At 55.3% G+C, this 21,988-nt stretch carries 22 protein-coding genes; 4 read left to right on the top strand and 18 right to left on the bottom strand.

All coding sequences use genetic code 11. From position 1 onward, the window contains the following. Positions 1-2 precede the first annotated feature (2 nt). From IXC47_RS01355 to IXC47_RS01280, 16 genes are all read right to left on the bottom strand, one after another. On the bottom strand, positions 3-1,280 hold the full coding sequence (locus IXC47_RS01355) for a multidrug effflux MFS transporter (RefSeq protein ID WP_195874484.1): 1,278 nt from the start codon (positions 1,278-1,280) through the stop codon (positions 3-5). A 104-nt stretch (positions 1,281-1,384) separates the two neighbouring features. Beyond that, positions 1,385-2,857: an NAD-dependent succinate-semialdehyde dehydrogenase gene (locus tag IXC47_RS01350; RefSeq protein WP_195874483.1), complete on the bottom strand. Its 1,473-nt coding sequence runs from the start codon at positions 2,855-2,857 to the stop codon at positions 1,385-1,387. A gap of 109 nt (positions 2,858-2,966) precedes the next feature. Beyond that, a complete protein-coding gene (locus IXC47_RS01345; protein WP_195874482.1) occupies positions 2,967-3,656 on the bottom strand; it encodes a helix-turn-helix transcriptional regulator in 690 nt (229 codons plus the stop codon). A 131-nt stretch (positions 3,657-3,787) separates the two neighbouring features. Beyond that, the gene (locus IXC47_RS01340) at positions 3,788-4,162 is read right to left on the bottom strand and encodes a VOC family protein (RefSeq protein ID WP_195874481.1); all 375 of its coding nucleotides are present in this window, start codon (positions 4,160-4,162) and stop codon (positions 3,788-3,790) included. A gap of 86 nt (positions 4,163-4,248) precedes the next feature. Further along, positions 4,249-5,469: a THUMP domain-containing class I SAM-dependent RNA methyltransferase gene (locus tag IXC47_RS01335; protein ID WP_195874480.1), complete on the bottom strand. Its 1,221-nt coding sequence runs from the start codon at positions 5,467-5,469 to the stop codon at positions 4,249-4,251. A gap of 107 nt (positions 5,470-5,576) precedes the next feature. Further along, on the bottom strand, positions 5,577-6,179 hold the full coding sequence (locus IXC47_RS01330; protein WP_175625030.1) for a 2-hydroxychromene-2-carboxylate isomerase: 603 nt from the start codon (positions 6,177-6,179) through the stop codon (positions 5,577-5,579). A gap of 18 nt (positions 6,180-6,197) precedes the next feature. Then, positions 6,198-6,617, bottom strand: coding sequence for a CopD family protein (locus IXC47_RS01325; protein WP_175625031.1), 420 nt, complete (start codon positions 6,615-6,617; stop codon positions 6,198-6,200). Positions 6,618-6,759: 142 nt separating this feature from the next. Next, the gene (locus IXC47_RS01320; RefSeq protein ID WP_195874479.1) at positions 6,760-8,025 is read right to left on the bottom strand and encodes a glutamate-5-semialdehyde dehydrogenase; all 1,266 of its coding nucleotides are present in this window, start codon (positions 8,023-8,025) and stop codon (positions 6,760-6,762) included. Positions 8,026-8,139: 114 nt separating this feature from the next. After that, positions 8,140-9,156: a DNA polymerase III subunit delta gene (holA, locus tag IXC47_RS01315; protein ID WP_195874478.1), complete on the bottom strand. Its 1,017-nt coding sequence runs from the start codon at positions 9,154-9,156 to the stop codon at positions 8,140-8,142. Continuing rightward, entirely contained in the window at positions 9,140-9,664 is a 525-nt protein-coding gene (locus IXC47_RS01310) for an LPS-assembly lipoprotein LptE (protein ID WP_195874477.1), read from the bottom strand. The genes holA and IXC47_RS01310 overlap by 17 nt, the downstream gene beginning before the upstream one ends. A 55-nt stretch (positions 9,665-9,719) precedes the next feature. After that, a complete protein-coding gene (gene leuS / locus IXC47_RS01305; RefSeq protein WP_195874476.1) occupies positions 9,720-12,365 on the bottom strand; it encodes a leucine--tRNA ligase in 2,646 nt (881 codons plus the stop codon). Between the two features lie 122 nt (positions 12,366-12,487). Next, positions 12,488-12,814, bottom strand: a complete 327-nt coding sequence (locus tag IXC47_RS01300; RefSeq protein WP_175625036.1) for a barstar family protein — start codon at positions 12,812-12,814, stop codon at positions 12,488-12,490. Between the two features lie 3 nt (positions 12,815-12,817). Beyond that, positions 12,818-13,246, bottom strand: coding sequence for an ExbD/TolR family protein (locus tag IXC47_RS01295; RefSeq protein WP_175625037.1), 429 nt, complete (start codon positions 13,244-13,246; stop codon positions 12,818-12,820). Positions 13,247-13,264: 18 nt separating this feature from the next. Next, complete coding sequence (locus tag IXC47_RS01290; RefSeq protein WP_124574626.1) at positions 13,265-13,957, bottom strand: MotA/TolQ/ExbB proton channel family protein; 693 nt, start codon at positions 13,955-13,957, stop codon at positions 13,265-13,267. A gap of 39 nt (positions 13,958-13,996) precedes the next feature. Beyond that, the gene (gene dapB / locus IXC47_RS01285; protein WP_195874475.1) at positions 13,997-14,803 is read right to left on the bottom strand and encodes a 4-hydroxy-tetrahydrodipicolinate reductase; all 807 of its coding nucleotides are present in this window, start codon (positions 14,801-14,803) and stop codon (positions 13,997-13,999) included. A gap of 18 nt (positions 14,804-14,821) precedes the next feature. Beyond that, positions 14,822-15,499 (bottom strand): outer membrane protein assembly factor BamE, encoded by a 678-nt coding sequence (locus tag IXC47_RS01280; protein ID WP_230089331.1) that lies wholly within the window; start codon positions 15,497-15,499, stop codon positions 14,822-14,824. A gap of 76 nt (positions 15,500-15,575) precedes the next feature. Here IXC47_RS01280 and fur point away from each other — a divergent pair, with 76 nt between their 5' ends. Continuing rightward, positions 15,576-16,001 carry a ferric iron uptake transcriptional regulator gene (fur, locus tag IXC47_RS01275; protein WP_175625040.1) on the top strand — a complete coding sequence of 142 codons (426 nt, stop codon included), beginning with the start codon at positions 15,576-15,578 and terminating at the stop codon, positions 15,999-16,001. A gap of 80 nt (positions 16,002-16,081) precedes the next feature. Here the strand turns inward: fur and hrcA are convergent, their stop codons facing one another. Both hrcA and IXC47_RS01265 read right to left on the bottom strand, forming a co-directional pair. Then, a complete protein-coding gene (gene hrcA / locus IXC47_RS01270) occupies positions 16,082-17,110 on the bottom strand; it encodes a heat-inducible transcriptional repressor HrcA (RefSeq protein ID WP_175625041.1) in 1,029 nt (342 codons plus the stop codon). 67 nt (positions 17,111-17,177) lie between these two features. Continuing rightward, on the bottom strand, positions 17,178-17,894 hold the full coding sequence (locus IXC47_RS01265) for an HAD family hydrolase (RefSeq protein ID WP_195874473.1): 717 nt from the start codon (positions 17,892-17,894) through the stop codon (positions 17,178-17,180). Positions 17,895-17,982: 88 nt separating this feature from the next. Here IXC47_RS01265 and IXC47_RS01260 point away from each other — a divergent pair, with 88 nt between their 5' ends. The 3 genes from IXC47_RS01260 (at position 17,983) to hemH (ending at position 21,719) form a co-directional block, all read left to right on the top strand. Next, positions 17,983-18,900, top strand: coding sequence for an NAD kinase (locus tag IXC47_RS01260; RefSeq protein ID WP_175625043.1), 918 nt, complete (start codon positions 17,983-17,985; stop codon positions 18,898-18,900). 2 nt (positions 18,901-18,902) lie between these two features. Then, complete coding sequence (recN, locus tag IXC47_RS01255; RefSeq protein ID WP_195874472.1) at positions 18,903-20,549, top strand: DNA repair protein RecN; 1,647 nt, start codon at positions 18,903-18,905, stop codon at positions 20,547-20,549. A 63-nt stretch (positions 20,550-20,612) separates the two neighbouring features. Then, positions 20,613-21,719 (top strand): ferrochelatase, encoded by a 1,107-nt coding sequence (gene hemH / locus IXC47_RS01250; RefSeq protein WP_195874471.1) that lies wholly within the window; start codon positions 20,613-20,615, stop codon positions 21,717-21,719. Positions 21,720-21,988: the final 269 nt, after the last annotated feature.

The raw sequence follows: 21,988 nt of genomic DNA, 5'->3' as shown, positions 1-21,988 counted from the left end.
CCTTACTCCACGCTTTCCCATGCATTGGGTTCCTGTCGCGCATCGAGGAAGCGTCGATAGGTACGACCTCCTAACCACAAGCTCAGTGCGATCAGCGTAAATATCATCTGTCCCGCTGCCAGCGCGATCGGTGTATGCGAGAGTGCCGGTGCAATCACACCTGCTACCAGAGCACCCAGTATCGTCAGCACAAAGGATTGGCAGGAAGCGACGATGCCACGGATATTCGGAAACAAATCCAGCACCAGCAGTGTGGCACCCGGTGCCACCATAGACATGCCAAAGGTATAGAAAAACAAAGGCGCAACCGACCACGGCAAAGCAGGCGGGAACAGCGCATGGTAAGTCACGTTGAATACTGTGGCACCGATCAGGAAGCCAAAGCCGATCAGGACCTGACGTGAAATCGGAATATTGCCTGCCAGTCGATTCGCTGCCAACGCACCACAGAAAATACCGGCCACGGTAGGGATGAATTGCCAGCCAAACTGATCCGGTCCCAGCCCGAGATGCTCGACCAGGAACACAGGCGCTGCCGCGACATACAGGAACATGCCCGCGAAGTTAAATGCAACTGCACCGGCTTTCAAATGAAACAGCGGTGAACGGAATACGCGCTTATAGCTGTGGTACAGGAAGTGTGGGTTGAAGGGCTGTCGTTTTTCTGGTGGCAGTGATTCGGGTAAGCGCTTGTAGCAATAAATCAGCAACAGCACCGCATACGCGAATAGCGCGAGGAAGATGGTGCGCCAGTCGCTATGCTTGACTATCCAGCCGCCCAGTATCGGCGCGATCGCCGGAGCAATGGAAAATATCATGGTCACCAGCGACAGCAAACGTTCTGCTGCCGATCCGGCATACAGGTCACGGATGATGGCGCGTCCGATTACGACACCCGCACCTGCAGAAATTCCTTGCAGCATACGAAACACCCACAGGTATTCAATGCTATGCACGGCCGCGCAGGCTAGCGTTGCCACCGCAAAGACCGCGAGCGAGACCAGGATGATGTTGCGACGGCCAAACGCATCTGATAGTGCGCCATGCCACAGGATCATGACCGCGAATGAAAACAGATAAGCGGTCAGCGTTTGCTGCACTTCCAGTGCGCTCGCATTCAGTGATGCCTGGATATTCGGAAACGCAGGCAGATAGGTGTCTATCGAAAACGGGCCGAGCATGGACAAGGCCGCCAGCATGATAGCCAGCGCGCTGCTATTGATGACCACGGCTGCGGCTGTGCTTGCAGGCAGCGTGTTCGTTTCTTTTATCTCAGACATCGGTATTACTCTTTATTGTTGGTATTAGAACGTATCTCACGGATATTTATGAAACGAGTTCTACGCTTGTGACCGATGTGATGGAACCATGTAACCGCGCGGGTTTAGATGCCACCCATGCACAGATATTTGATTTCCAAATATTCTTCTATACCGTACTTCGAACCTTCCCGGCCCAGACCGGATTGTTTGACTCCGCCAAAGGGCGCGACTTCATTCGAAATCAGGCCGGTATTAATGCCGACCATGCCGTACTCTAGCTTTTCGGCGACACGCCAGACGCGGCCGATATCACGTGAGTAGAAATAACTGGCCAGGCCGAAGTCGGTGTCGTTGGCAGCGGCTATTGCTTCTTCTTCGGTTTTGAACTTGATGACAGCGGCTACCGGGCCGAAGGTTTCTTCATGCATGATCAACATGTCTTTACTGATATTGGATAGCACGGTCGGTTCATAGAAATAGCCACCCAGCGCATGCTGTTTGCCGCCAGTCACGAGGTGTGCGCCTTTGTTCACGGCGTCGCTCACATGCTGTTCTACTTTCTTTACAGCTTGCGCATCGATTAGCGGGCCTTGCAGCACGCCTTGTTCAAAGCCGTTACCGACTTTGATCTTGGCCGCACCTTCTCCCAGCTTCTGCACGAAGGCATCGTAGATGGATTCATGTACATAGAAGCGATTAGTACAGACGCAGGTTTGTCCTGCATTGCGATACTTGGATTGCAAGGCACCGACCACGGCTGCATCCAGGTCGGCATCGTCAAAGACGATGAAGGGTGCATGGCCACCGAGTTCCAGTCCTATCTTTTTCACTGTCGGTGCGCATTGTTCCATCAGAATGCGGCCGACGGGTGTCGATCCTGTGAACGAGACATGGCGCACAATAGGGCTGCTGCAGAGTACCTTGCCGACCACGATAGATTGCTCGGAATCTGCCGTCACGACGTTGACAACACCAGCGGGAATGCCAGCCCGGTGCGCCAGCTCAGCGATGGCCAATGCTGACAATGGGGTTTGCTCGGCGGGTTTGATGACGATGGTGCAGCCCGCGGCGATGGCAGGTGCGACCTTGCGCGTGATCATCGCAATCGGAAAATTCCACGGCGTGATCGATGCACACACGCCTATGGGCTGCTTGAGCGTGACCGTGCGTTTATCGCTCCAGGTCGATGCCATTACATCGCCGCTGACGCGTTTGGCTTCCTCGGCAAACCATTCGATGAAGCTGGCCCCGTAAATGACTTCGCCGCGTGATTCGATCAGTGGCTTGCCTTGCTCTGCCGTCATCAGCGCCGCCAGATCGTCTGTGTGCGCGATGATGAGGTCAAACCATGCGCGCATGACAATCGCGCGTTCCTTGGCGGTTTTGGCAGCCCAGGCGGGAAAGGCGACATGCGCGGCCTGTATCGCCTGCTCGGCTTCGGCTGCGCCCATGTTAGGTACTTGTGTGATGTGTTTGCCATCGGCCGGATTGTGCACGTCGAAGCTGGCCTTGGCCGTTACCCATGCGCCGTTGATGTAGGCCTGGTTACGCAAGAGGCTAGGGTCTTTTAACTGTAAGGCGGTGTTGTTCGACATGGCATGCTCCTGCGTGGCAAAAGGAAAAGCATAGCCCAATCAAGGCGAACGCGCTGACGACGCTCGTAAGCGCTGGGGAATCCGACACGGACGTTGACGGCGGATGACTTTAGTTGCAGTCCATCTGTCGTTTCATCGCGCGCACAAAATCCGGCAGTCGACGGCCGCTGACACCAGTGTAGGAGCCGCCATCGGCCAGTGTCTGCACGCGATCCAGGCGGAAGGAGCGGAAATCGCTGCGTGTTTCGCACCAGGCCGCGATAGACCAGGTATTGCCCCAGAAATACAGTGCCAACGGCCAGATGGTGCGGCAACTGGCTTGCTGTTTGGCATCAATGTAATTGAGCAAGAGCTTGTTTTGTTTGCCTATCGCCTTGCGTATGTTTTCCAGTCGTTCGCCGTGGCTGGCATCGATATGGAAATCCGGTGCAAACAAAGGTGTGGCTTCGACGAAGTCGCGTTTCTCGCGCGGGAGGGCGAGGGTGATTTTGGCCAGTGCTGCAGCACCGGAGGCTGCCAGTTGTGGACCACCCCAGGCTTGCACCATGCGCACACCAGCGACCAGTGCTTCGATTTCATCGGAGCTGAACATTAACGGTTGTAAATCGAAGCCTGCCTTGACGCGGTAACCGACGCCAGCTTCGCCTTCGATCGGCACGCCAGACAATGACAGGTCGCGTATATCGCGGTATATGGTGCGTTCGGATACGTACAGCCATTCCGATAATTGCAAGGCGGTAGTCAGTCTGCGGCCACGCAAATATTGGGCGATCTGGAACAGGCGTTCAGCGCGGCGCATGGTGTTTCTTGGTAATTGATTGGAACTGCAGCATACAGATACTCCAGTGACAGGAAGGCCGGGCGCGCGGCGCGACAGGCGCTTCATTTTGACAAATGCTAGCGCCAGCGTCCAGTTGCCCGTAGTTCGGTTTATTGCATGGCGTGCAGGCCGATCAGATTGCCTTCGGTATCGACGAAGTGCGCCATGTAACCGATGTCGTCCGGCAGCTGTGTTTTCGGTACATAGACTTTGCCACCGGCCGGTGCGATGCGTTGTATGACGGCATCGATAGATGCGCCTGCATCCAGATAAATCATGGTGCCGTTGCTGCTGGGCTTTTGATGCTCGCTGTGGGTGACACAGCCGCAGCTATCACCGGCAGGGCTGGTGAAGATAGCCATCTGCATCAGGTCGGCAGTCGCACCTTCTATCTGTAGTTTGGTATCAAACAGGGTTTCGTAGAAACGTGTGGCGCGTGCAAAGTCGTTGGAAGGGATTTCGAACCAGTTTATTTTTGTTTGCATGATGTCCTCGCATGAAATGGCCAAATGGCAGATAGCATCATGCGCGGATGCTCCTGACAGCATACTGTCAGGAGACTTCAGCAGTTTTACTGTTTTGGTTCGGTTTTTGGGATTGCTTGTTCACGGCGGTTGAAGCCAGCCACCATATCGAAGCGGAACAGGCGGCATTCCAGTGCACCGTTGAAGAAAGGTGTTTTACGCGCTTCTTTCAGGCGCAGCAATTTCGGCAAACCGAGGTCGGCAGTGAAGAGGAATACTTTCCAGCCAGCGAAGCGTTGCTTGAGCGTGGTACCGAAGGCGCTGAAGAATTCTTTCGCCATGTCATCCGCTTCCATCGTGCTATCACCACGCACACCGATACGTTCGCCATAAGGCGGATTGGTCAACAGGATGCCCGGTGTTTCGCTAGGCGCTTTGACTTCCTGTGCTTCGATTTGTTTGAGCGGAACTTCGAAGCGTATGCCGGCCTTGTTCAGGTTGTTGCGTGTCATGGAGACCATGTCGCCCGAGATGTCGCTACCGAAGATGGTCGGTTCGGTCGGCAATGGATTTGGTTTGACGCTGGCTTTGATCGCGGCCCATTCCGCCTTGCTGAAACCAGCGAATTTTTCAAAAGCGAAATCGCGATGCAAGCCGGGCGGGATGCCCGCCAGCATTTGTGCTGCTTCTGCCAGGATGGTGCCGGAGCCACACATAGGATCAAACAGGGTCATGCCTGGTTTCCAGCCTGAGGTGCGCAGCAAGCCCGCTGCGAGGTTTTCGCGCAATGGTGCGTCGCCTGTTTCCATGCGCCAGCCGCGTTTGAATAACGCTTCGCCGGAGGTGTCCAGGTAGAGGGTGAAAGTGCGCGCGTCGAGGAAGCCGACGATGCGCATGTCCGGCATCTTGGTATCGACCGATGGGCGGCGATTGTAGATGTCGCGGAAGCGATCGCAGATGGCATCCTTGATTTTCAGCGTGGTGAATTCCAGGCTGCGCAATGGTGATTTGATGGCGGTGACGTCTATGCGTATGGTGTGGTCGACTTCAAACCAGTCTTCCCATGCCTGCGCCAGTGTCAGGTCATAGATATCGTTTTCGGTGGTGTAGCTGGCATGTGCCATGCGCATTAATACACGAGATGCGATGCGTGAGTGCAGGTTGATGCGATACGCATCCTGCAAACTGCCGGAGCAATGTACCCCGCCCGGAACCTGGGTGTGTACCTTCAGGGTTTTATCGAGCAGGGCGATTTCGTTGAGCTCTTCCGCGAGGGCGATTTCCAGGCCACGTGGGCATGGGCAAAAATAGGAATACGATGAAGACATGTGGGGAACCCTTTATCCGTTATAAAAATAGACGCGCGACCACATCATGGTGATGCGTCGCGCGAAGCTTGTTGCTACTGGTGTTGCCAAATACTGCGTTGCTGCTTTTACTTTTGGAATGCGCGTTCCACGAAATCCAGCCGATCCTGGCCCCAGAAGGCTACACCGTCGACGATATACCACGGTGCACCGAAGACACTGGCCGCCATCGCATCGTTGGTAAATTGTTCGTACTCGTTTTGTACGCTGGTGGTTTCTGATGCCTTGACCAGCGCGTTACCGTCATGGCCGGCGGCGCTTGCCAGCCCGCTCAGGGTTTCGGCATCCATGATGTTTTTATCGTCGGCCCAGAACGCATGCATGATGTCACCCGTCAATTTCAGCGCGGCGTCAGTGCCATGTGCAAACTTGGTCGCGATGATGAGTTTGGATGCTGCATCACCAGAGGCTGGTGAAAACTTGGGCTGCAGATTCAGCGGCAAGTCCAGGTGCGCACTCCAGCGTTTGAGTTCGACCAGGCGATACGCCTGGCGTTGCGGTGGACGCTTGGCCAGTGGCAAGCCGCCGGATACGCTGAACAACTTGGGTAGATCGATAGGTTTCATATCGATTTGCACATCATATTGCTTCGCCAGCGCGATCAGGCGTGCATGGCCGAAGTAGGCCCACGGTGACTGGGGCGCAAAATAGTATTCGCAGATCTTGGCCATGTAGGCTCCGAAGAATGTTTAAAACGGTTTGACCACGACCAGGATCACGATGGCGAGCAGCAGGACGATAGGCACTTCGTTGAACCAACGAAACCAGGTATGACTGCGCTTGTTGACGCCATGCTCAAATTTTTTCAGCAAGGAATTGCACGCATGCTGGTAGCCGATGACCAGGATGACTAATACGACCTTGGCGTGTAACCAGCCATTACCGGGACCCTGACCAAAGCCGTAAAACAGCAGGCCGGCACCGAACAGTACTGCCGGCACCGCCAGGATGGTGGTGAAGCGATACAGTTTGCGTGCCATGAGCAGCAGGCGTGTGGTCGCAGTGGCATCGGTTTCCATCGCCAGGTTCACGAAGATGCGCGGCAGGTAAAACAAGCCTGCGAACCAGGAAATGACGAATACGATGTGCAGCGCTTTGATCCAGAGCATGTGATTTTCCTGCTGAATATAAATGCCGTAGGTGCGTTATTAAACGCGCACTTCCCCGTGGTGCAGCAGGGATTTCACAGGGCATCTGCCCTGTGCCTGCGAAACGATGTTGCCTTGCAAGGCAACACTCCTTTGCACGGCATTAAGCACGTACTTCCCCGTGTCCAAAGACGACATACTTCAGCGACGTCAGTCCATCCAGACCTACAGGTCCGCGTGCATGCAGTTTGTCGTTGGAAATGCCTATCTCGGCACCCAGGCCATATTCAAAGCCATCAGCAAAACGGGTCGATGCATTGATCATGACCGATGCCGAATCCACTTCACGCAGGAAGCGCATCGCACGGGTGTAATCCTCGGTCACGATGGCGTCTGTGTGTTGCGATGAATAGGTGTTGATGTGATCAATGGCTTCATCCAGGCTGCCGACGATTTTGACCGACAGGATGGCGGCCAGGTATTCGGTGCTCCAGTCTTCTTCGGTGGCGCTGGCCAGATGCGGATAACCTTGCAGGATGGCACGCGCTTCATCGTCGCCACGCAATTCCACTTCTTTGGTGGCGTACAGTTTGGCGAGTTCAGGCAAGACTGCAGCGGCGATGCTGCGTGCGACCAGCAGGGTTTCCATGGTGTTGCAGGTGCCGTAGCGATGGCATTTCGCGTTGAAGCAGATATCCAGCGCTTTTTTAAGGTCAGCCTTGTCGTCGATATAGACGTGGCAAATGCCATCCAGGTGCTTGATCATAGGCACGGTGGCTTCATGCATCAGGCGTTCGATCAGGCCCTTGCCGCCGCGTGGCACGATGACATCGACATACTGCGGCATGGTGATCAGTTCACCGACTGCAGCGCGGTCTGTGGTTTCGACGATTTGTACGGCATCGGCTGGCAGGCCAGCGGCAGCCAGGCCTTCGTTGACCAATTTGGCCAAGGCTTGATTGCAATGAATGGCTTCGGAGCCGCCACGCAGGATGGTGGCATTGCCGCTCTTGATGCACAAACCGGCAGCGTCGACGGTCACGTTAGGACGTGCTTCGTAGATGATGCCGATTACTCCCAGAGGCACACGCATCTGGCCGACCTGGATGCCGGTCGGACGGTATTTCATGTTCGAGATTTCGCCGATAGGATCCGGCAGCGCAACGATTTGCTCCAGGCCTTCAGCCATGGTGGCGATGGCTTTGTCAGACAAGGTCAGGCGATCGAGCAGGGCGGGTGCCAGGCCGTTGGCACGGGCTGCTTCCAGATCACGCTGGTTGGCGGCGCGCAAGGTGTCCGCTTCGCGTCGTATCGCTGCTGCGATGAAGAGCAAAGCCTGGTTCTTGGCTGCGGTGTCAGCTTTGGCCATGGCGCGTGATGCCTTGCGTGCACGCAGACCAACTTCTTTCATGTATTGCTTGATATCCATTTTGCTAAGGAATGGTTGGTGTGACTATTAATGAATAACTAACTGTTGATGCTTAAGGCCCGAACAACTATATGCTGGACGTTCCGCGCGATTGCAAGTTGTGACAGCTGCAAACTAACCGCGTGCGATTTTCAGTCCTAACTGCAACATGGCATCCCAGGCATCGCCGGAAAACTGTTTCGCCCGTAAACCTTTCACCATCTTATCGATTTGTGCCGCTTCTTGCAGCGCGCTTTCCAGTGTCGATAATTTGAGGCGGCGCAGAGCAGGTTCTATCAGGCGCTCGCGCGGCCCCCAGATGCGATATTCTTTCGTCAACTGACTCAGCGGGCGGCCTTGTGCCACGCCAGATTTCAATTTCAACAAGGTGCGCACCTCTTCTGCCACCGCCCACAGTACCAGCGGCAAGGCTTCGCCTTCGCCTTTCAAACCTTCCAGCATGCGTACCAGACGGGTGGCGTCGCCGCTGAGCATGGCTTCATTCAGCTTGAACACGTCGTAACGCGCCACGTTCAATACCGCATCGTGGATTTGCTCGAAACTTAAGGGCCCTTCCGGATAGAGCAGGGCCAGCTTCTGGATTTCCTGATGTGCAGCCAGCAAGTTACCTTCGACCCGATCCGCGATGAAGTCCAGGCATTCGCGATTGGCGCTCTGGCGCTGCGCTGCCAGTCGCACGCCCAGCCAGGCTGGCAATTGCGCACGTTCGATCAGTGGAATGTCGATGTACACACTGGCTTGCTGCAGGCTGGCAACCCAGGCCGCCTTTTGCGTTGCCCAATCGAGTTTGGGTAAGGTGATCAGCGTGACATTGTCCGGACTAAGCGATGCCGCATAGTCCTGCAATGCCTTGCCGCCATCTTTGCCCGGTTTGCCGGTAGGGATGCGCAGTTCTATCAGCTTCTTATCGCCAAACAGCGATTGCGATTGATTCGCTGCCAGCAATTCGCCCCATTTGAAGCTGCGATCAACGACCAGCACTTCGCGTTCCGAATATGCTTGCGCACGGGCCGCCTTGCGTATCTTGTCGGCGGCTTCCAGTGCCAGCAAATGCTCATCGCTCGTGATGACATACAAGCCGGACAAGGGCTTGTTCAGATGAGCGTCTAGCGCATCAATCCGCAGTTGCATTGTCGACCGGCTTGATGGCGGCGATGCGGCGCAGGATTTGTTGCACCAGATCGGATTGCATGTCGCGGTACAGCATGGCTTCTTCCGCTTCCTTCGCCAATACTTGCGCTTCGTTATAGCTGAGGTCGCGTTTCAGGATGATCGTGGTCGGCGGCATGTATTCGACGCCGGCATTGTTACGCACGCGTACCGCGACCTGGTAGTTCAGCACGTATTCACGCACGCGACCCTGGCTGTTCAGCGACAGGATGACTTTGTTGCGTACCTCGCTGACGATATCCAGGATCGCTTCCGCTTCTTCCGGCCTGTCCTTGATGGCCAACTCACCGCTGCCGCGTATATAGCGCCGCAATTCACTGCCCAGTGTGGAATTTGCCGGTGCGGCGATGTAGATCGACTTGAACGGCAGGTCGCCGCCAAGTATGGTGCCGCGCAGCTTGAAGCCGCATGCACTCAGCAAGAGGCTGGAAGCCAGTACCAGGGTCAGGAGACGACGGTTCTTTAACATGAATAATCCTGCGTCAGTTGTACTTCAAATGTTGTGCACAAAGTTTAAGCAATCATCAGGCAACGATGTTGACCAGCTTGCCTGGAACCACAATGATCTTCTTCGGTGTGCCTTCGATGAATTTCTGCACGCTTTCATTCGCCAGCGCTGCTGCTTCTATGCTGGCTTTGTCTGCGTTCTTGGCCACGATAATGCTGCCGCGCAGTTTGCCATTCACCTGGATCATCATTTCGATCTCGGCTTGTTCCAACGCCGCTGGATCTACTTGTGGCCATGGCGCATCGAGGATGTCGCCGTGTACTTTGGCAAAGCCGAGCTCCTGCCACAGCGCATGCGTGATGTGCGGTGCAACCGGATTCAGCACGCGCAGGAAGATGCTGAGGCCTTCGCTGATGACGGCATTCGATGCTGGCGAGTCATCCAGCTTCGCCGCTTCCAGTGTATTGAGCATTTTCATGCTGGCTGACACCACGGTGTTGTACTGGATGCGTTTGTAGTCGTTATCCGCTTGCTGCAGAATCTTGTGCGTTTCACGACGCAAGGCTTTGTGTGTTTCGGGCAAGGTGCCCAGATCAACAGCTGTCGCGTTGGCCACGCGCGCTGCCTGGTTGTAGCCATAAGCCCAGACCCGACGCAGGAAGCGATTGGCACCTTCGACGCCAGCACCCGACCATTCCAGTGTTTGTTCTGGTGGCGACGCAAACATGGTGAACAGGCGTGCGGTGTCCGCGCCATACTGATCGATTTGCGCTTGTGGATCGATGCCGTTGTTTTTCGACTTCGACATTTTTTCGGTGCCACCGATTTCGACGGCTTTGCCATCGCTGCTCAGGACGGCAGAAACAGGGCGACCTTTGTCGTCGAGTTGCAGTTGCACATCGGCCGGATTGAACCAGGTTTTCTTGCCGCTGGCATCTTCGCGGAAGTAGGTTTCGTTCAGCACCATGCCTTGCGTCAGGAGATTGGTGAACGGCTCGTCGAATTTGACCAGGCCGAAGTCACGCATGACTTTGGTCCAGAAACGCGCATACAGCAAATGCAGGACCGCATGTTCGATACCACCGATGTATTGATCCATCGGCATCCAGTAATCGTTACGGCTGTCGACCATGGCGTCGCTGCTGTTAGGCGAGCAATAGCGCATGTAGTACCACGACGAATCGACGAAGGTATCCATGGTGTCGGTTTCACGACGCGCCGGCTTGCCGCATTGCGGACAATCGACGTGCAGGAATTTTTCGTGTTTATTCAGCGGGTTGCCGCTACCATCCGGTACGCAATCTTCCGGCAGGACGACAGGCAAATCTTTTTCCGGTACCGGTACATCACCGCAATCCTTGCAGTGGATGATAGGAATCGGGGTACCCCAATAACGCTGGCGGGAAATACCCCAGTCGCGCAGGCGGTAGGTGATCTTCTTTTCGCCGAGACCGAGTTCGGCCAGGTCGGCGGCAATCGCGTCGACTGCTTGCTGGTAGTTCAGGCCATCGTATTTGCCGGAATTGATGCAACGACCGTTTTCCTTGTCGCCATACCATTCATGCCAGGCAACGTCGGAGAATGTCTTGCCCGGTACATCGATGACCGGGTGGATAGGCAATACGTATTTTTGCGCAAAGGCGAAATCACGTTCGTCGTGCGCTGGTACGCCCATCACGGCGCCGTCACCGTAAGTGATCAGCACGTAGTTGCCGACCCAGACTTCGACCAGTTGGCCGGTCAGCGGATGTTTGACGAAAAGGCCGGTAGGCATGCCTTTCTTTTCCATCGTTGCCATATCGGCTTCGATGACGCTGCCGAGTTTGCATTCGGCGATGAAGTCGGCGAGTTCAGGATTTGATTTGGCGGCGTAGGTCGCCAATGCATGTTCCGGCGCCACGGCGCAGAACGTGACGCCCTTGATGGTGTCGGCGCGGGTGGTGAAGACCCACAGCTTGCCGTCATTGATGAGCTTGCCTTCGTCGGCGATGTCGTGCGTGAACGCAAAGCGTACGCCGGTCGATTTGCCGATCCAGTTCGATTGCATGATGCGCACACGTTCTGGCCAGCCTGGTAATTTATTGTCGACGTGGTCCAGCAATTCTTCCGCGTAATCGGTAATGCGTGCGTAGTACATCGGGATTTCGCGCTTTTCGATCAGCGCGCCCGAGCGCCAGCCGCGACCATCGATGACTTGCTCATTGGCGAGCACGGTCTGGTCGATAGGGTCCCAGTTCACGGTACCGGTTTTTTTGTAGATGATGCCTTTTTCCAGCATCTTCAGGAACATCCATTGGTTCCATTTGTAGTATTCCGGACGGCAGGCGGTCATTTCGCGCGACCAGTCGATCGCCAGGCCCATGGAAGCCATTTGCGTCTTCATGTAGTCGATATTGGCGTAGGTCCATTGCGCTGGCGGCACGTTGTTGGCCATCGCCGCGTTTTCCGCAGGCATGCCGAACGCGTCCCAACCCATAGGCATTAACACGTTGTAGCCGTTCATCCGCAGGTAGCGGTACATCACGTCATTGATGGTGTAGTTGCGCACATGCCCCATGTGCAGCTTGCCGGATGGGTACGGCAGCATAGAGCAAGCGTAGAATTTCTTCTTGTCGTTGCCGTTTTTATCCTTGGCGTTTTCGACGGCTTTGTAAGCGTCGATTGCCTGCCAATGGTCGTGCGCCGATTTCTCTACTTCGGCGGGGCTGTATTTATCTTGCATGACGGATGGAGCCAAAAGTGAATGTGAACCTGTGATTATACTGGTTCACCACCTAGAACTCATTTCCTAAATGCGTGTGTATGCGACTGTGGCCGCTTATGTGGTCGCTAATGGTCGCTAAATCAGGCCAGCTTGAGTTCCAGCGCCGGATTTTCGCCGTAATCGGCGTAGCGTTCGTTGATGGCTTCTATGCAGAAAGCGAGGTCTTCCAGGATGTCCGGGGCTTTTTTCTGCAAAATATCTGCATGATCGACGATGATCTGGAGTTTTTCTGCCGGTTTTAAACGGAATTTGGTCATGCCGTCTTCATCACGCAGATAGCTCATGCAATCGACCCAGGCATCCATATTGTCGCCATAGAAATCCGGAAAGCCGAAGGCAGTCTTGCAGGCGCTGTGAAAGGATGGCCAGTCGGTGATGGTTTCACCGTTTAAATGTACGACAGCCATCGACTATTTCTTGTTGGATTGCGGTGTTTCGGTGACAAAACCCAGCTTGGTGATGCCATTGCCCTGCGCGGCAGCCATGACTTGCGCAATGACTTCATAGCGGGTGCCTTTGTCAGCGCGCAACTGCACCTGTGGTTGTGGTTGCTGCTTGGCAGCGGCTGACAGCCTGGTCGTCAGATCATCCAGCGTGACCGGGTCATTGTTCCAGAAAACTGCGCCCGCACCATTGATGGAAAGCGAAATCGTGGTCGGTTCGGTCGGCGCCGGTGCTGATTTGGCGCTAGGCAGGTCGAGCTTGATGGCGTGTGTGAACAGCGGGGCGGTGATGATGAAGATCACCAGCAATACCAGCATGACGTCCACCATAGGCGTGACGTTGATGTCGGCCATAGGACCGGCTTGCTGCTTGTCGTTGAATCCGCCGAATGCCATATTGCTCTCCCGGTTTGCTTACTTGCCGACGCGCGCGCCGGTAGTCAGGTAGGCGTGCAAATCATGCGCGAAGGCGTCCAGTTCAGCCAGCGTGATGCGATTGACGCGGGTGAAGGCGTTGTAAGCCAGTACTGCAGGAATCGCGACAGCCAGGCCGAGCGCAGTCATGATCAATGCTTCACCAACCGGGCCTGCGACTTTGTCGATTTGTATGGTGCCGGACGACGAGACTGCAACCAGCGCGTGGTAAATCCCCCAGACCGTACCGAACAAGCCGATAAACGGCGCAGTAGAGCCGACCGATGCCAGCAGCGTCAGGCCGGTTTCCAGGCGCGACGATACGCGATTGATTTCCTGGCGCAGCGTACGGGTGATTAGTTCGCCGGGATCGGTGTTGGCGTTGAGCGAATTCGCATGCGGTTTGATATTGGCGGCTTCGACGCTTTGCGCGGCCAGTGGCGTGTAGACGTTTTCGCTATCGCTACGCTTGATGGTCGCGATGGCATCTGTCAAGGTTGGTGCCTGCCAGAAGCCATCCAGCGCGGCTGCGCTGCGACGGATGCGCCATGAGCTCCAGGCTTTGGACAGGATGTAGTACCAGCTGAGGATGGACATGATCAGCAGCACGTACGCAACGCTATGCGAAACGGCATCGCCTTGTGCCCAATAGTGCGCGAGTCCCAGGCTTTGCTCTGCTGCTGTTGAATTCATGTTGTCTATCCGAGGAGAGTTGTTTTAGTCAGTCAGGGATCAGCGCAAGCCGAGCACGTCCTGCATATCGTACAAACCGGTTTTCTTGTCAGCCAGGAAGCGGGCGGCACGCAAGCTGCCGTGTGCATAGCTGACACGGCTCGACGATTTGTGCGAAATCTCTATGCGTTCGCCAGTACCGGCAAACAGCACGGTATGGTCACCGATGATGTCGCCGCCGCGTACTGTGGCAAAGCCTATTGATGACGGATCGCGTGCACCGGTCACGCCTTCACGTGCCCAGACTGCAACATCGTTGAGTTCCTTGCCCAGTGCTCCGGCTATCACTTCGCCCATTTTGATCGCGGTACCGGATGGTGCATCGACCTTGTGGCGGTGGTGTGCTTCTATGATTTCGATGTCATAGCCTTCGGAGAAATTCTTCGCCGCCATTTCCAGCAACTTCATGGTGACGTTCACGCCTACGCTCATATTTGGCGCAAACATGATGGCGGTTTTTTCTGCGGCAGCAGCGATTGCCGCTTTGCCAGCCGCGTCGAAGCCGGTGGTGCCTATGATCATTTTGATGTTGTGCGCCGCGCAGTATTCGAGGTGCTTCAGTGTGCCTTCAGGGCGGGTGAAGTCGATCAGGAAGTCGGAATCAGCCAGGCCCTGGGCGAAGTCGGATGCGATCAATACGCCGCTAGGTTTGCCGAGGAAGGCTGCGGCATCATTGCCGATAGCTGGTGATGTTGCGATATCCAGTGCGCCCGCGAGTTTGGCATCCGGTGCTTCCAGGATGGTTTCGATCAGCATATGGCCCATACGGCCGGACGCACCCGCTACCGCGATTTTCAGTTGATTCATGTGTTCAGATTCGGTTGATTATTTGTTTGCTGCTTTGGCTTTGTCTGCGATACGCGCCAGGTAGTCTTTTTCAGTTGGCAGGTCGCCACCGCCTTCGAAGGACGAGACCAGCTTGTCCTTGAAGTAGACAGTAACGCGGCTGCTGGTGATTTCGCCATTACCCTTTTGCATGCGGAACGCGTAGTCCCAGCGATCAGCGTGGAAGACGTCGGTCAGCAAAGGTGTGCCGAGCAGGAAGACGACCTGGTCCTGCGTCATGCCTTCTTTCAACTGGGCGACCATTTCCTGCGAAACGAAGTTGCCTTGCTGGATGTCAGGACGGTAAGGGGAGAAAATGCCGAGGAAGCGTTTTTCACGTTTGACTTGCACACCGCTGCTGGCGGCGGCTGGTGCGGCGGCGACTAATGCTGGCTTGGCTTCGGCCGCAGCAGTTGTCGTTGCGGCTGCAGCTGCTGCAGTTTCCGTTGCTTCGCTTGCAGGTGCGGCTGTTTCTACGGCTACTTTTTCTTCGTTGGCTGCTACTGGTGCTGGCTGTGCGGCTGGCTTGGCGGCAGGTTTGGCCGCAGCGGCTACCGGTGCGGTTTCGTCTATCAATGGGTTTTTCGAGGCGCAGCCTGTGAGTACACCTGCCAATACCAGGCAAAATGTACCAGCGAGGAGCGGAGCGCGATTAGAATGACGGGGCAGCATTTGCATATGGGGTCTCAAGGGATTGAGCAATTGTACGAAAACACTATATGATAAGGCAGATATCCTTAATATGAGCAAGAACATGCCGAACAATCCATCCGAGTTAAAAGCCAGCGGCCTGAAAGCGACGCTGCCACGTCTGAAAATCCTCGATATTTTCCAGACTGCCGAAGTACGCCATCTGAGCGCAGAAGACGTCTACAAGATGTTGCTCGCTGACAATCTGGATGTCGGCCTGGCAACGGTTTACCGTGTTTTGACGCAATTTGAACAAGCAGGCTTGCTGCAGCGTAATCACTTTGAAACCGGCAAAGCCGTATTCGAACTGAATGAAGGCTCGCACCATGACCATCTGGTTTGCCTGGATTGCGGCAAGGTAGAAGAGTTTTTTGATGCTGAAATCGAAAAGCGCCAGGTACGTATCGCTGAAGAGCATGGTTTTGAAATCGCCGACCATGCGCTTGCCTTGTATGGGCATTGCAAGAGTTGCCAAAAAGCTAAAAAGTAAGCTGTCACGTTTTACGAAAACCATGCTGGTGGAAACACCCGCATGGTTTTTTTACGTTTTGCAGTTTTTTCTTGGCTGCTTCAGCCAGGATTGTGGCTGAGTGCGTTCGACAGCAATTTGGCCGTGATGTCGACGATAGGAATCACGCGTTCATACGCCATGCGTGTCGGGCCGATAACGCCCAGTGTGCCGACGACTTTGCCGTTCACGGTGTAGGGCGAGGTCACGACGCTCATCTGGTCCATAGGCACCAGCTTGGATTCGCCACCGATAAAGATTTGTACGCCGTTCGCCTTGTTTGACACGTCGAGCAATTGCATCAGGCTGGTTTTTTGTTCGAACAGGTCAAACAGCTGGCGCAAGGACACCATGTTCGATGACAGGTCACTCACGCTGAGCAGATTACGCTCACCGGAAATGACGACATCATCGCTATTGTCATTCATCGCATCGCTGCCGGCTTCGACTGCAGCTTGCATCAGGCGCGTCATATCGTCGCGCAATTGCTTCAATTCACCCTGCAAACGTATCCTTACTTCGTCGAAGCTGAGGCCGCCGTAGTTCTGGTTGATGTAATTCGCTGCCTGTATCAACTGGCTAGGTGTGTAATCGACATCGGTCAGCAGCAGGCGGTTTTGGACGTCGCCGCTGGGGCTGACGATGACCAGCAGTATGCGTTTCTCGGACAGGCGCAGGAAATCGATTTGCTGGAATACCGATTCGTGTCGCGGCGTCATGACGATGCCAGCGAATTCGGATAGCGAAGACAGGATTTGTGCGGCGTTGGAGATAATTTTTTGTGACGAACCGGTTTGCAGCGAATTCTGCAGTTTCGATTCGAGTGCGCTTTCATCGATGGATTGCACCGTCAGCAAGGTATCGACAAACACACGGTAGCCGCGCGGCGTAGGTACGCGTCCAGCCGAGGTGTGCGGACTGGCGACAAAGCCCATCTCTTCCAAGTCCGCCATCACGTTGCGTATGGTCGCGGGTGACAGGTCGAGGCCCGAGATTTTGGAAAGCTCGCGCGAGCCGACCGGCATGCCGTCCGCTATATAGCGTTCGACGAGGGCTTTAAGCAGGGTTTGTGCGCGGTTATCAAGTTGCATAGTATCGCTATTGTATGAGTGGTCATGCCGGGCGGCAAGGGCAAGGCCACAGGGGGCATGCTGCCCATTATGCGCGCTTTAGCCAGGCATCGAGCTCATATAAATTGGTGACGCTGGCAGTCGGCACAATATGGTCGGGCAATGTGTGGTCGAAGCGATTCATCCACACCGCGCGCAAACCGGCGTTTTGTGCACCCTGGATATCCAGTTTGGGGTCGTCACCGACGTAAATGGCTTCGTGTGGCGCAACGTTCAGTGCGGCGCAGGCCGCATGAAAAATCTCTGCGCCGGGTTTAGCGCTGCCAAATTGATGGGCCGCGATCGATACCTGGAAATAAGATGCCAGGCCAATTTCGCCGAGGTCGGCAAAACCGTTGGACACCGAGCCCAGGGCAAAACGTTCGCTCAGGCTGGCCAGACCAGGTGTGACATCTACAAACGGGTTGACGGTGTTGCGCGCGACTGAAAAAACCGCCATCGCCTGATCCACCAGATCCTTGTTTTCACTCGTTAAATGACAGGCGCGTGTCAGTGCAGCGTGGCGTAAAGCCCATACATTGAATTGGAATTGCGGATCGGTAGGCAGCAATTCCATGCGCAGCTCGCGTAACTCCTCATTGCTGAAGCGTTGTGTTACACCCGGAATGTGCTCATTCAGCCAGTCATACAAAATGGCTTCTGCCTTGACCAAAGTCGGGGCCAGGTGCCACAAGGTGTCATCCAGATCGAACAGGATGGCCTTCACAGGCGGATGAGTGGAATGCGGTGTAGGCAGGGACGTCATGTTGGATACTCAATCATTTGCATGGATGATGCGTTGCATAGCGCACGAGAAGGCCAAAAGAAGGACAAATTATGGTCTAATCTGCAGCATGTCGCTTACCTCACACTCTACACACCCTTCCAGTTTTAATACGATCGCTATCTTCGGCAAACATATGGCCGGTGGGATTGCGAAATCGTTGACTGATATCGCCGATTGCCTGGGCAAGACCGGCCGCAAAGTCATTTTCGAAGCAGAAACCGCACTGAACTTTTCGCTCAGCAATTACGATTCCATGACTTTGCCGGAAATCGGCGAGTGCGCGGATGCCGCTATTGTAGTCGGCGGCGACGGTACCATGCTGGGGATTGCGCGCCAATTGGCGCCATACAATGTGCCGCTGATAGGCGTGAACCAGGGACGTCTCGGTTTCATGACCGATATTTCGCTGGACCAGATGATGCCGCTGCTGAAAGAAATGCTGAATGGGAAAGTCCGTTCCGAACAGCGCAGCTTGCTGAAGGGCTCGATAGAACGTGAGGGTGAGGCTGTATACAGCACACTGGCTTTCAATGACGTCGTCTTGTCGCGTGGCTCGGGTTCCGGCATGGTGGAATTGCGCGTCGAAGTCGATGGTCATTTCATGTACAACCAGCGTTCGGATGGCCTGATTGTGGCGACACCGACTGGCTCCAGCGCGTATGCTTTATCGGCCGGTGGCCCGATTTTGCATCCCAGCCTGACCGGGATCGGACTGGTGCCGATTGCGCCGCACGCCTTGTCGAATCGTCCTATCGTGGTGCCGGACAGTAGCGTGATCGAAATCGAAGTCGTCGGTGGTCGCGAAGCCAATGTCAATTTCGATATGCAATCAGTGGCGCGCCTGCTCAAACATGACCGGATTACCGTGCGTCGTTCCGAACATACGATTACCTTCCTGCATCCGGAAGGCTGGAATTATTACGATACCTTGCGCGAAAAGCTGCATTGGAATGAATACCCGTCAGTAGAAGGTCGCTTGAAATAAACATGCTGCGCACGCTCTCCATCCGTGATTTCGTTATTGTCGATGCCATCGAACTGGAATTTTCGCCTGGTTTCTCCGTTTTCACCGGCGAAACCGGCGCGGGTAAATCCATCCTGATCGATGCGCTGGCACTCGCGCTTGGCGGGCGTGGTGATGCCAGCGTGGTACGCGAAGGCGCAGCCAAGGCTGACATAACGGCCGAGTTTTCCAGCAGTGCCGAGTTGGATGCCTGGCTCGCCGAAAACGAATTCAGCAATGAAGACGGCGGCGCATTGCTACGCCGCGTCATAGACAATGCCGGTCGCTCCAAAGCCTTCATCAACGGCATCGCCGCTACCGCCACGCAATTGCGTGAGCTGGGTGAGCAACTGGTCGATATCCACGGCCAGCATGCGCACCAATCGCTGCTCAAAACCGATGCGCAACGCGTGCTGCTGGATAACCAGGCTGGTTTGCAGGATGAAGTGAAAGCAGTCGCCGCCGCATATAAAGCCTGGCGTGCGCTGGCGCGGCAACGCGAAGAATTCGAAACCAATGCCAAGAATGTCTTGTTGGAGCGTGAGCGCCTGGAATGGCAAGTCGGCGAACTGGAAAAGCTCGCAGTCAAACCGGGTGAGTGGACCGATATCAGCAATGAACATAGCCGCTTGTCACATGCAGCCAGTCTGATAGAGGGGGCGCAAGAAGCGCTCAGCCTGATCTCCGAAGCCGACACACCGATGCTGTCGCAGCTGTCGTCGCTGAATACCCGCATCGGCAAACTGGTCGATCTCGATGCGGGCTTGCAACCGGTGCTGGATGCACTGGAGCCAGCGCGTATCCAGTTACAGGAAGCGGTCTATGCGCTGAACGATTACCTGAGCCGGGTCGAGCTGGATCCGGCGCGCTTGCGTGAGGTTGAAGTGCGGCTGGAAAACATCCATTCGGCCTCACGTAAATTCCATGTCGCTGCCGATGATTTGCCGCAGGAACTGGAAACCCTATCCACGCAATTGAAGCAACTGGCTGATGCCAGCGACCTTGATGCCTTGCGTGCGCAGGAAGAAAAACTGAAAGCGGTCTACACCGGTGCCGCGCAAAAACTCACCAAAGCACGTACCAAAGCCGCCAAAGCGCTGGGTGATGCAGTGACTGCAGCGATGCAGGACCTCAGCATGAGCGGTGGCAAGTTCGCAATCGCCCTGCAGCCATGCGAACCCGCTTCGTACGGATTGGAACAGATTGAGTTCATGGTGGCTGGTCATGCCGGTACCACGCCGCGGCCACTGGCCAAGGTTGCATCGGGTGGTGAGCTGGCGCGTATCGCGCTGGCAATTTCCGTCATTACCTCCAGCGCGACTGCGACACCCACATTGATTTTCGATGAAGTCGACAGTGGCATAGGTGGTGGTGTCGCCGAAGTTGTCGGCCGTTTGTTGCGCCGTCTCGGGCAGGACCGGCAAGTACTGTGCGTCACACATTTACCGCAAGTGGCGAGCCAGGCCAATCAGCACTTCCAGGTCAGCAAACAAAACAACAAGGGCAAGACCGCATCGTCGATCGCTGCGCTGGATAGCAATGCGCGCGTAGAAGAAATCGCGCGTATGCTGGGTGGACTGGAAATTACTGCCACTACACGTACGCATGCACGGGAATTGCTGGCAAACTGAGCTAAGCTTATACCTGCGATGCTCAGGCATCGCTTCCCATAAGACCAATAATATTGAGAGCTCATGTCCTTTAGAACTGAACCACCGTACACCCATGGCAGTTTGCCGAAAACAGCAGTCGTACTGGTTAATCTTGGTACCCCTGATGCACCGACGACTTCGGCAGTAAGGCGTTACCTCAAACAGTTTTTATCCGATCCGCGCGTGGTGGAAATCCCGCGTGCGATCTGGTGGTTCATCCTGCATCTCATCATCCTGCCGTTCCGGTCCGGACAGTCGGCGAAGAAGTATGCGTCGATCTGGAGTAATGAAGGTTCGCCGCTCAAAGTACATACCGAGAAACAGGCCAGGCTGCTCAAGGGCTATCTGGGCGACCGCGGTCACAAAGTAAAAGTGGTGTATGCGATGCGTTATGGCCAGCCTGCGTTGCCGGATGTCTTGCGCGAGCTGAAAGCTGACGGTTGTGAACGCATCCTGATCCTGCCTGCCTATCCGCAATATTCAGGGACAACGACGGCTTCTATCTTCGATGCCGTATTCAGTCATTACGCGCAAGAACGCAATGTCCCCGAGTTGCGCTTCGTTAAGCATTATCACGACCACGATGCCTACATCCGCGCCTTGTGCAAATCGGTGCAGGCGCATTGGGATATGGCCGGACGTCCGGACAAGCTGGTCATGAGTTTCCACGGCGTGCCCAAGCGCACCTTGACGCTGGGCGATCCGTATCACTGCGAATGCCATAAAACGGCACGCCTGCTGGCCCACGAGCTGGAGCTGACTTCGGATCAATACATGGTCACGTTCCAGTCGCGCTTCGGCAAGGCTGAGTGGCTGCAACCCTACACCGCACCGACGCTGAAGAAACTGGCGCAAGAGGGTATAGGCCGGGTCGATGTGATTTGCCCGGGCTTTACCAGCGATTGCCTGGAAACGCTGGAAGAGATCGCAATGGAGGCGCGCCATGACTTCATGAGCGCCGGTGGCAAAGACTTCAACTACATCGCTTGCCTGAACGAGGATGATGCGTGGATTAAGGCAATGGCGGAAATTACGGAGTTGCATCTGGTAGGCTGGCCGACTATCGTCTCGCCTGCGCAGCACGAAGAGCAGGTCCACGAGGCGCAGGTTTCGCTGGATGAGGCGCAGCGCCTGGGCGCCCAACAATAAAAATGGCCCGCGAGGGCCTTTTTCATTAGAAAACCTTGTTTTTTTGCAATAAACCCCTATTTATTGAGGGTAAAAGTGGTCTGCACATGCTTTTACCCCGCTGCGGCTATTAAGTGGCTGGTGCATTGTTTTACAATGTCGTATAACAAATGACCGTGGTCGCAATAGCGGTATAGGCAACAATCGACATGGAAATAAGCGGCAGTTTCATGGCTGGCTCCTGTCGGTAGCAGTGGTGGCACACAAGCCACCCAATTACAGCCTAGTCC

This window comes from Herminiimonas contaminans, from assembly GCF_015645465.1.
GTDB classification, from domain to species: Bacteria; Pseudomonadota; Gammaproteobacteria; order Burkholderiales; family Burkholderiaceae_D; genus Oxalicibacterium; species Oxalicibacterium contaminans.
Note: the sequence above shows the minus strand (reverse complement) of the source record. Positions and strands in the feature narration are given on the sequence as shown.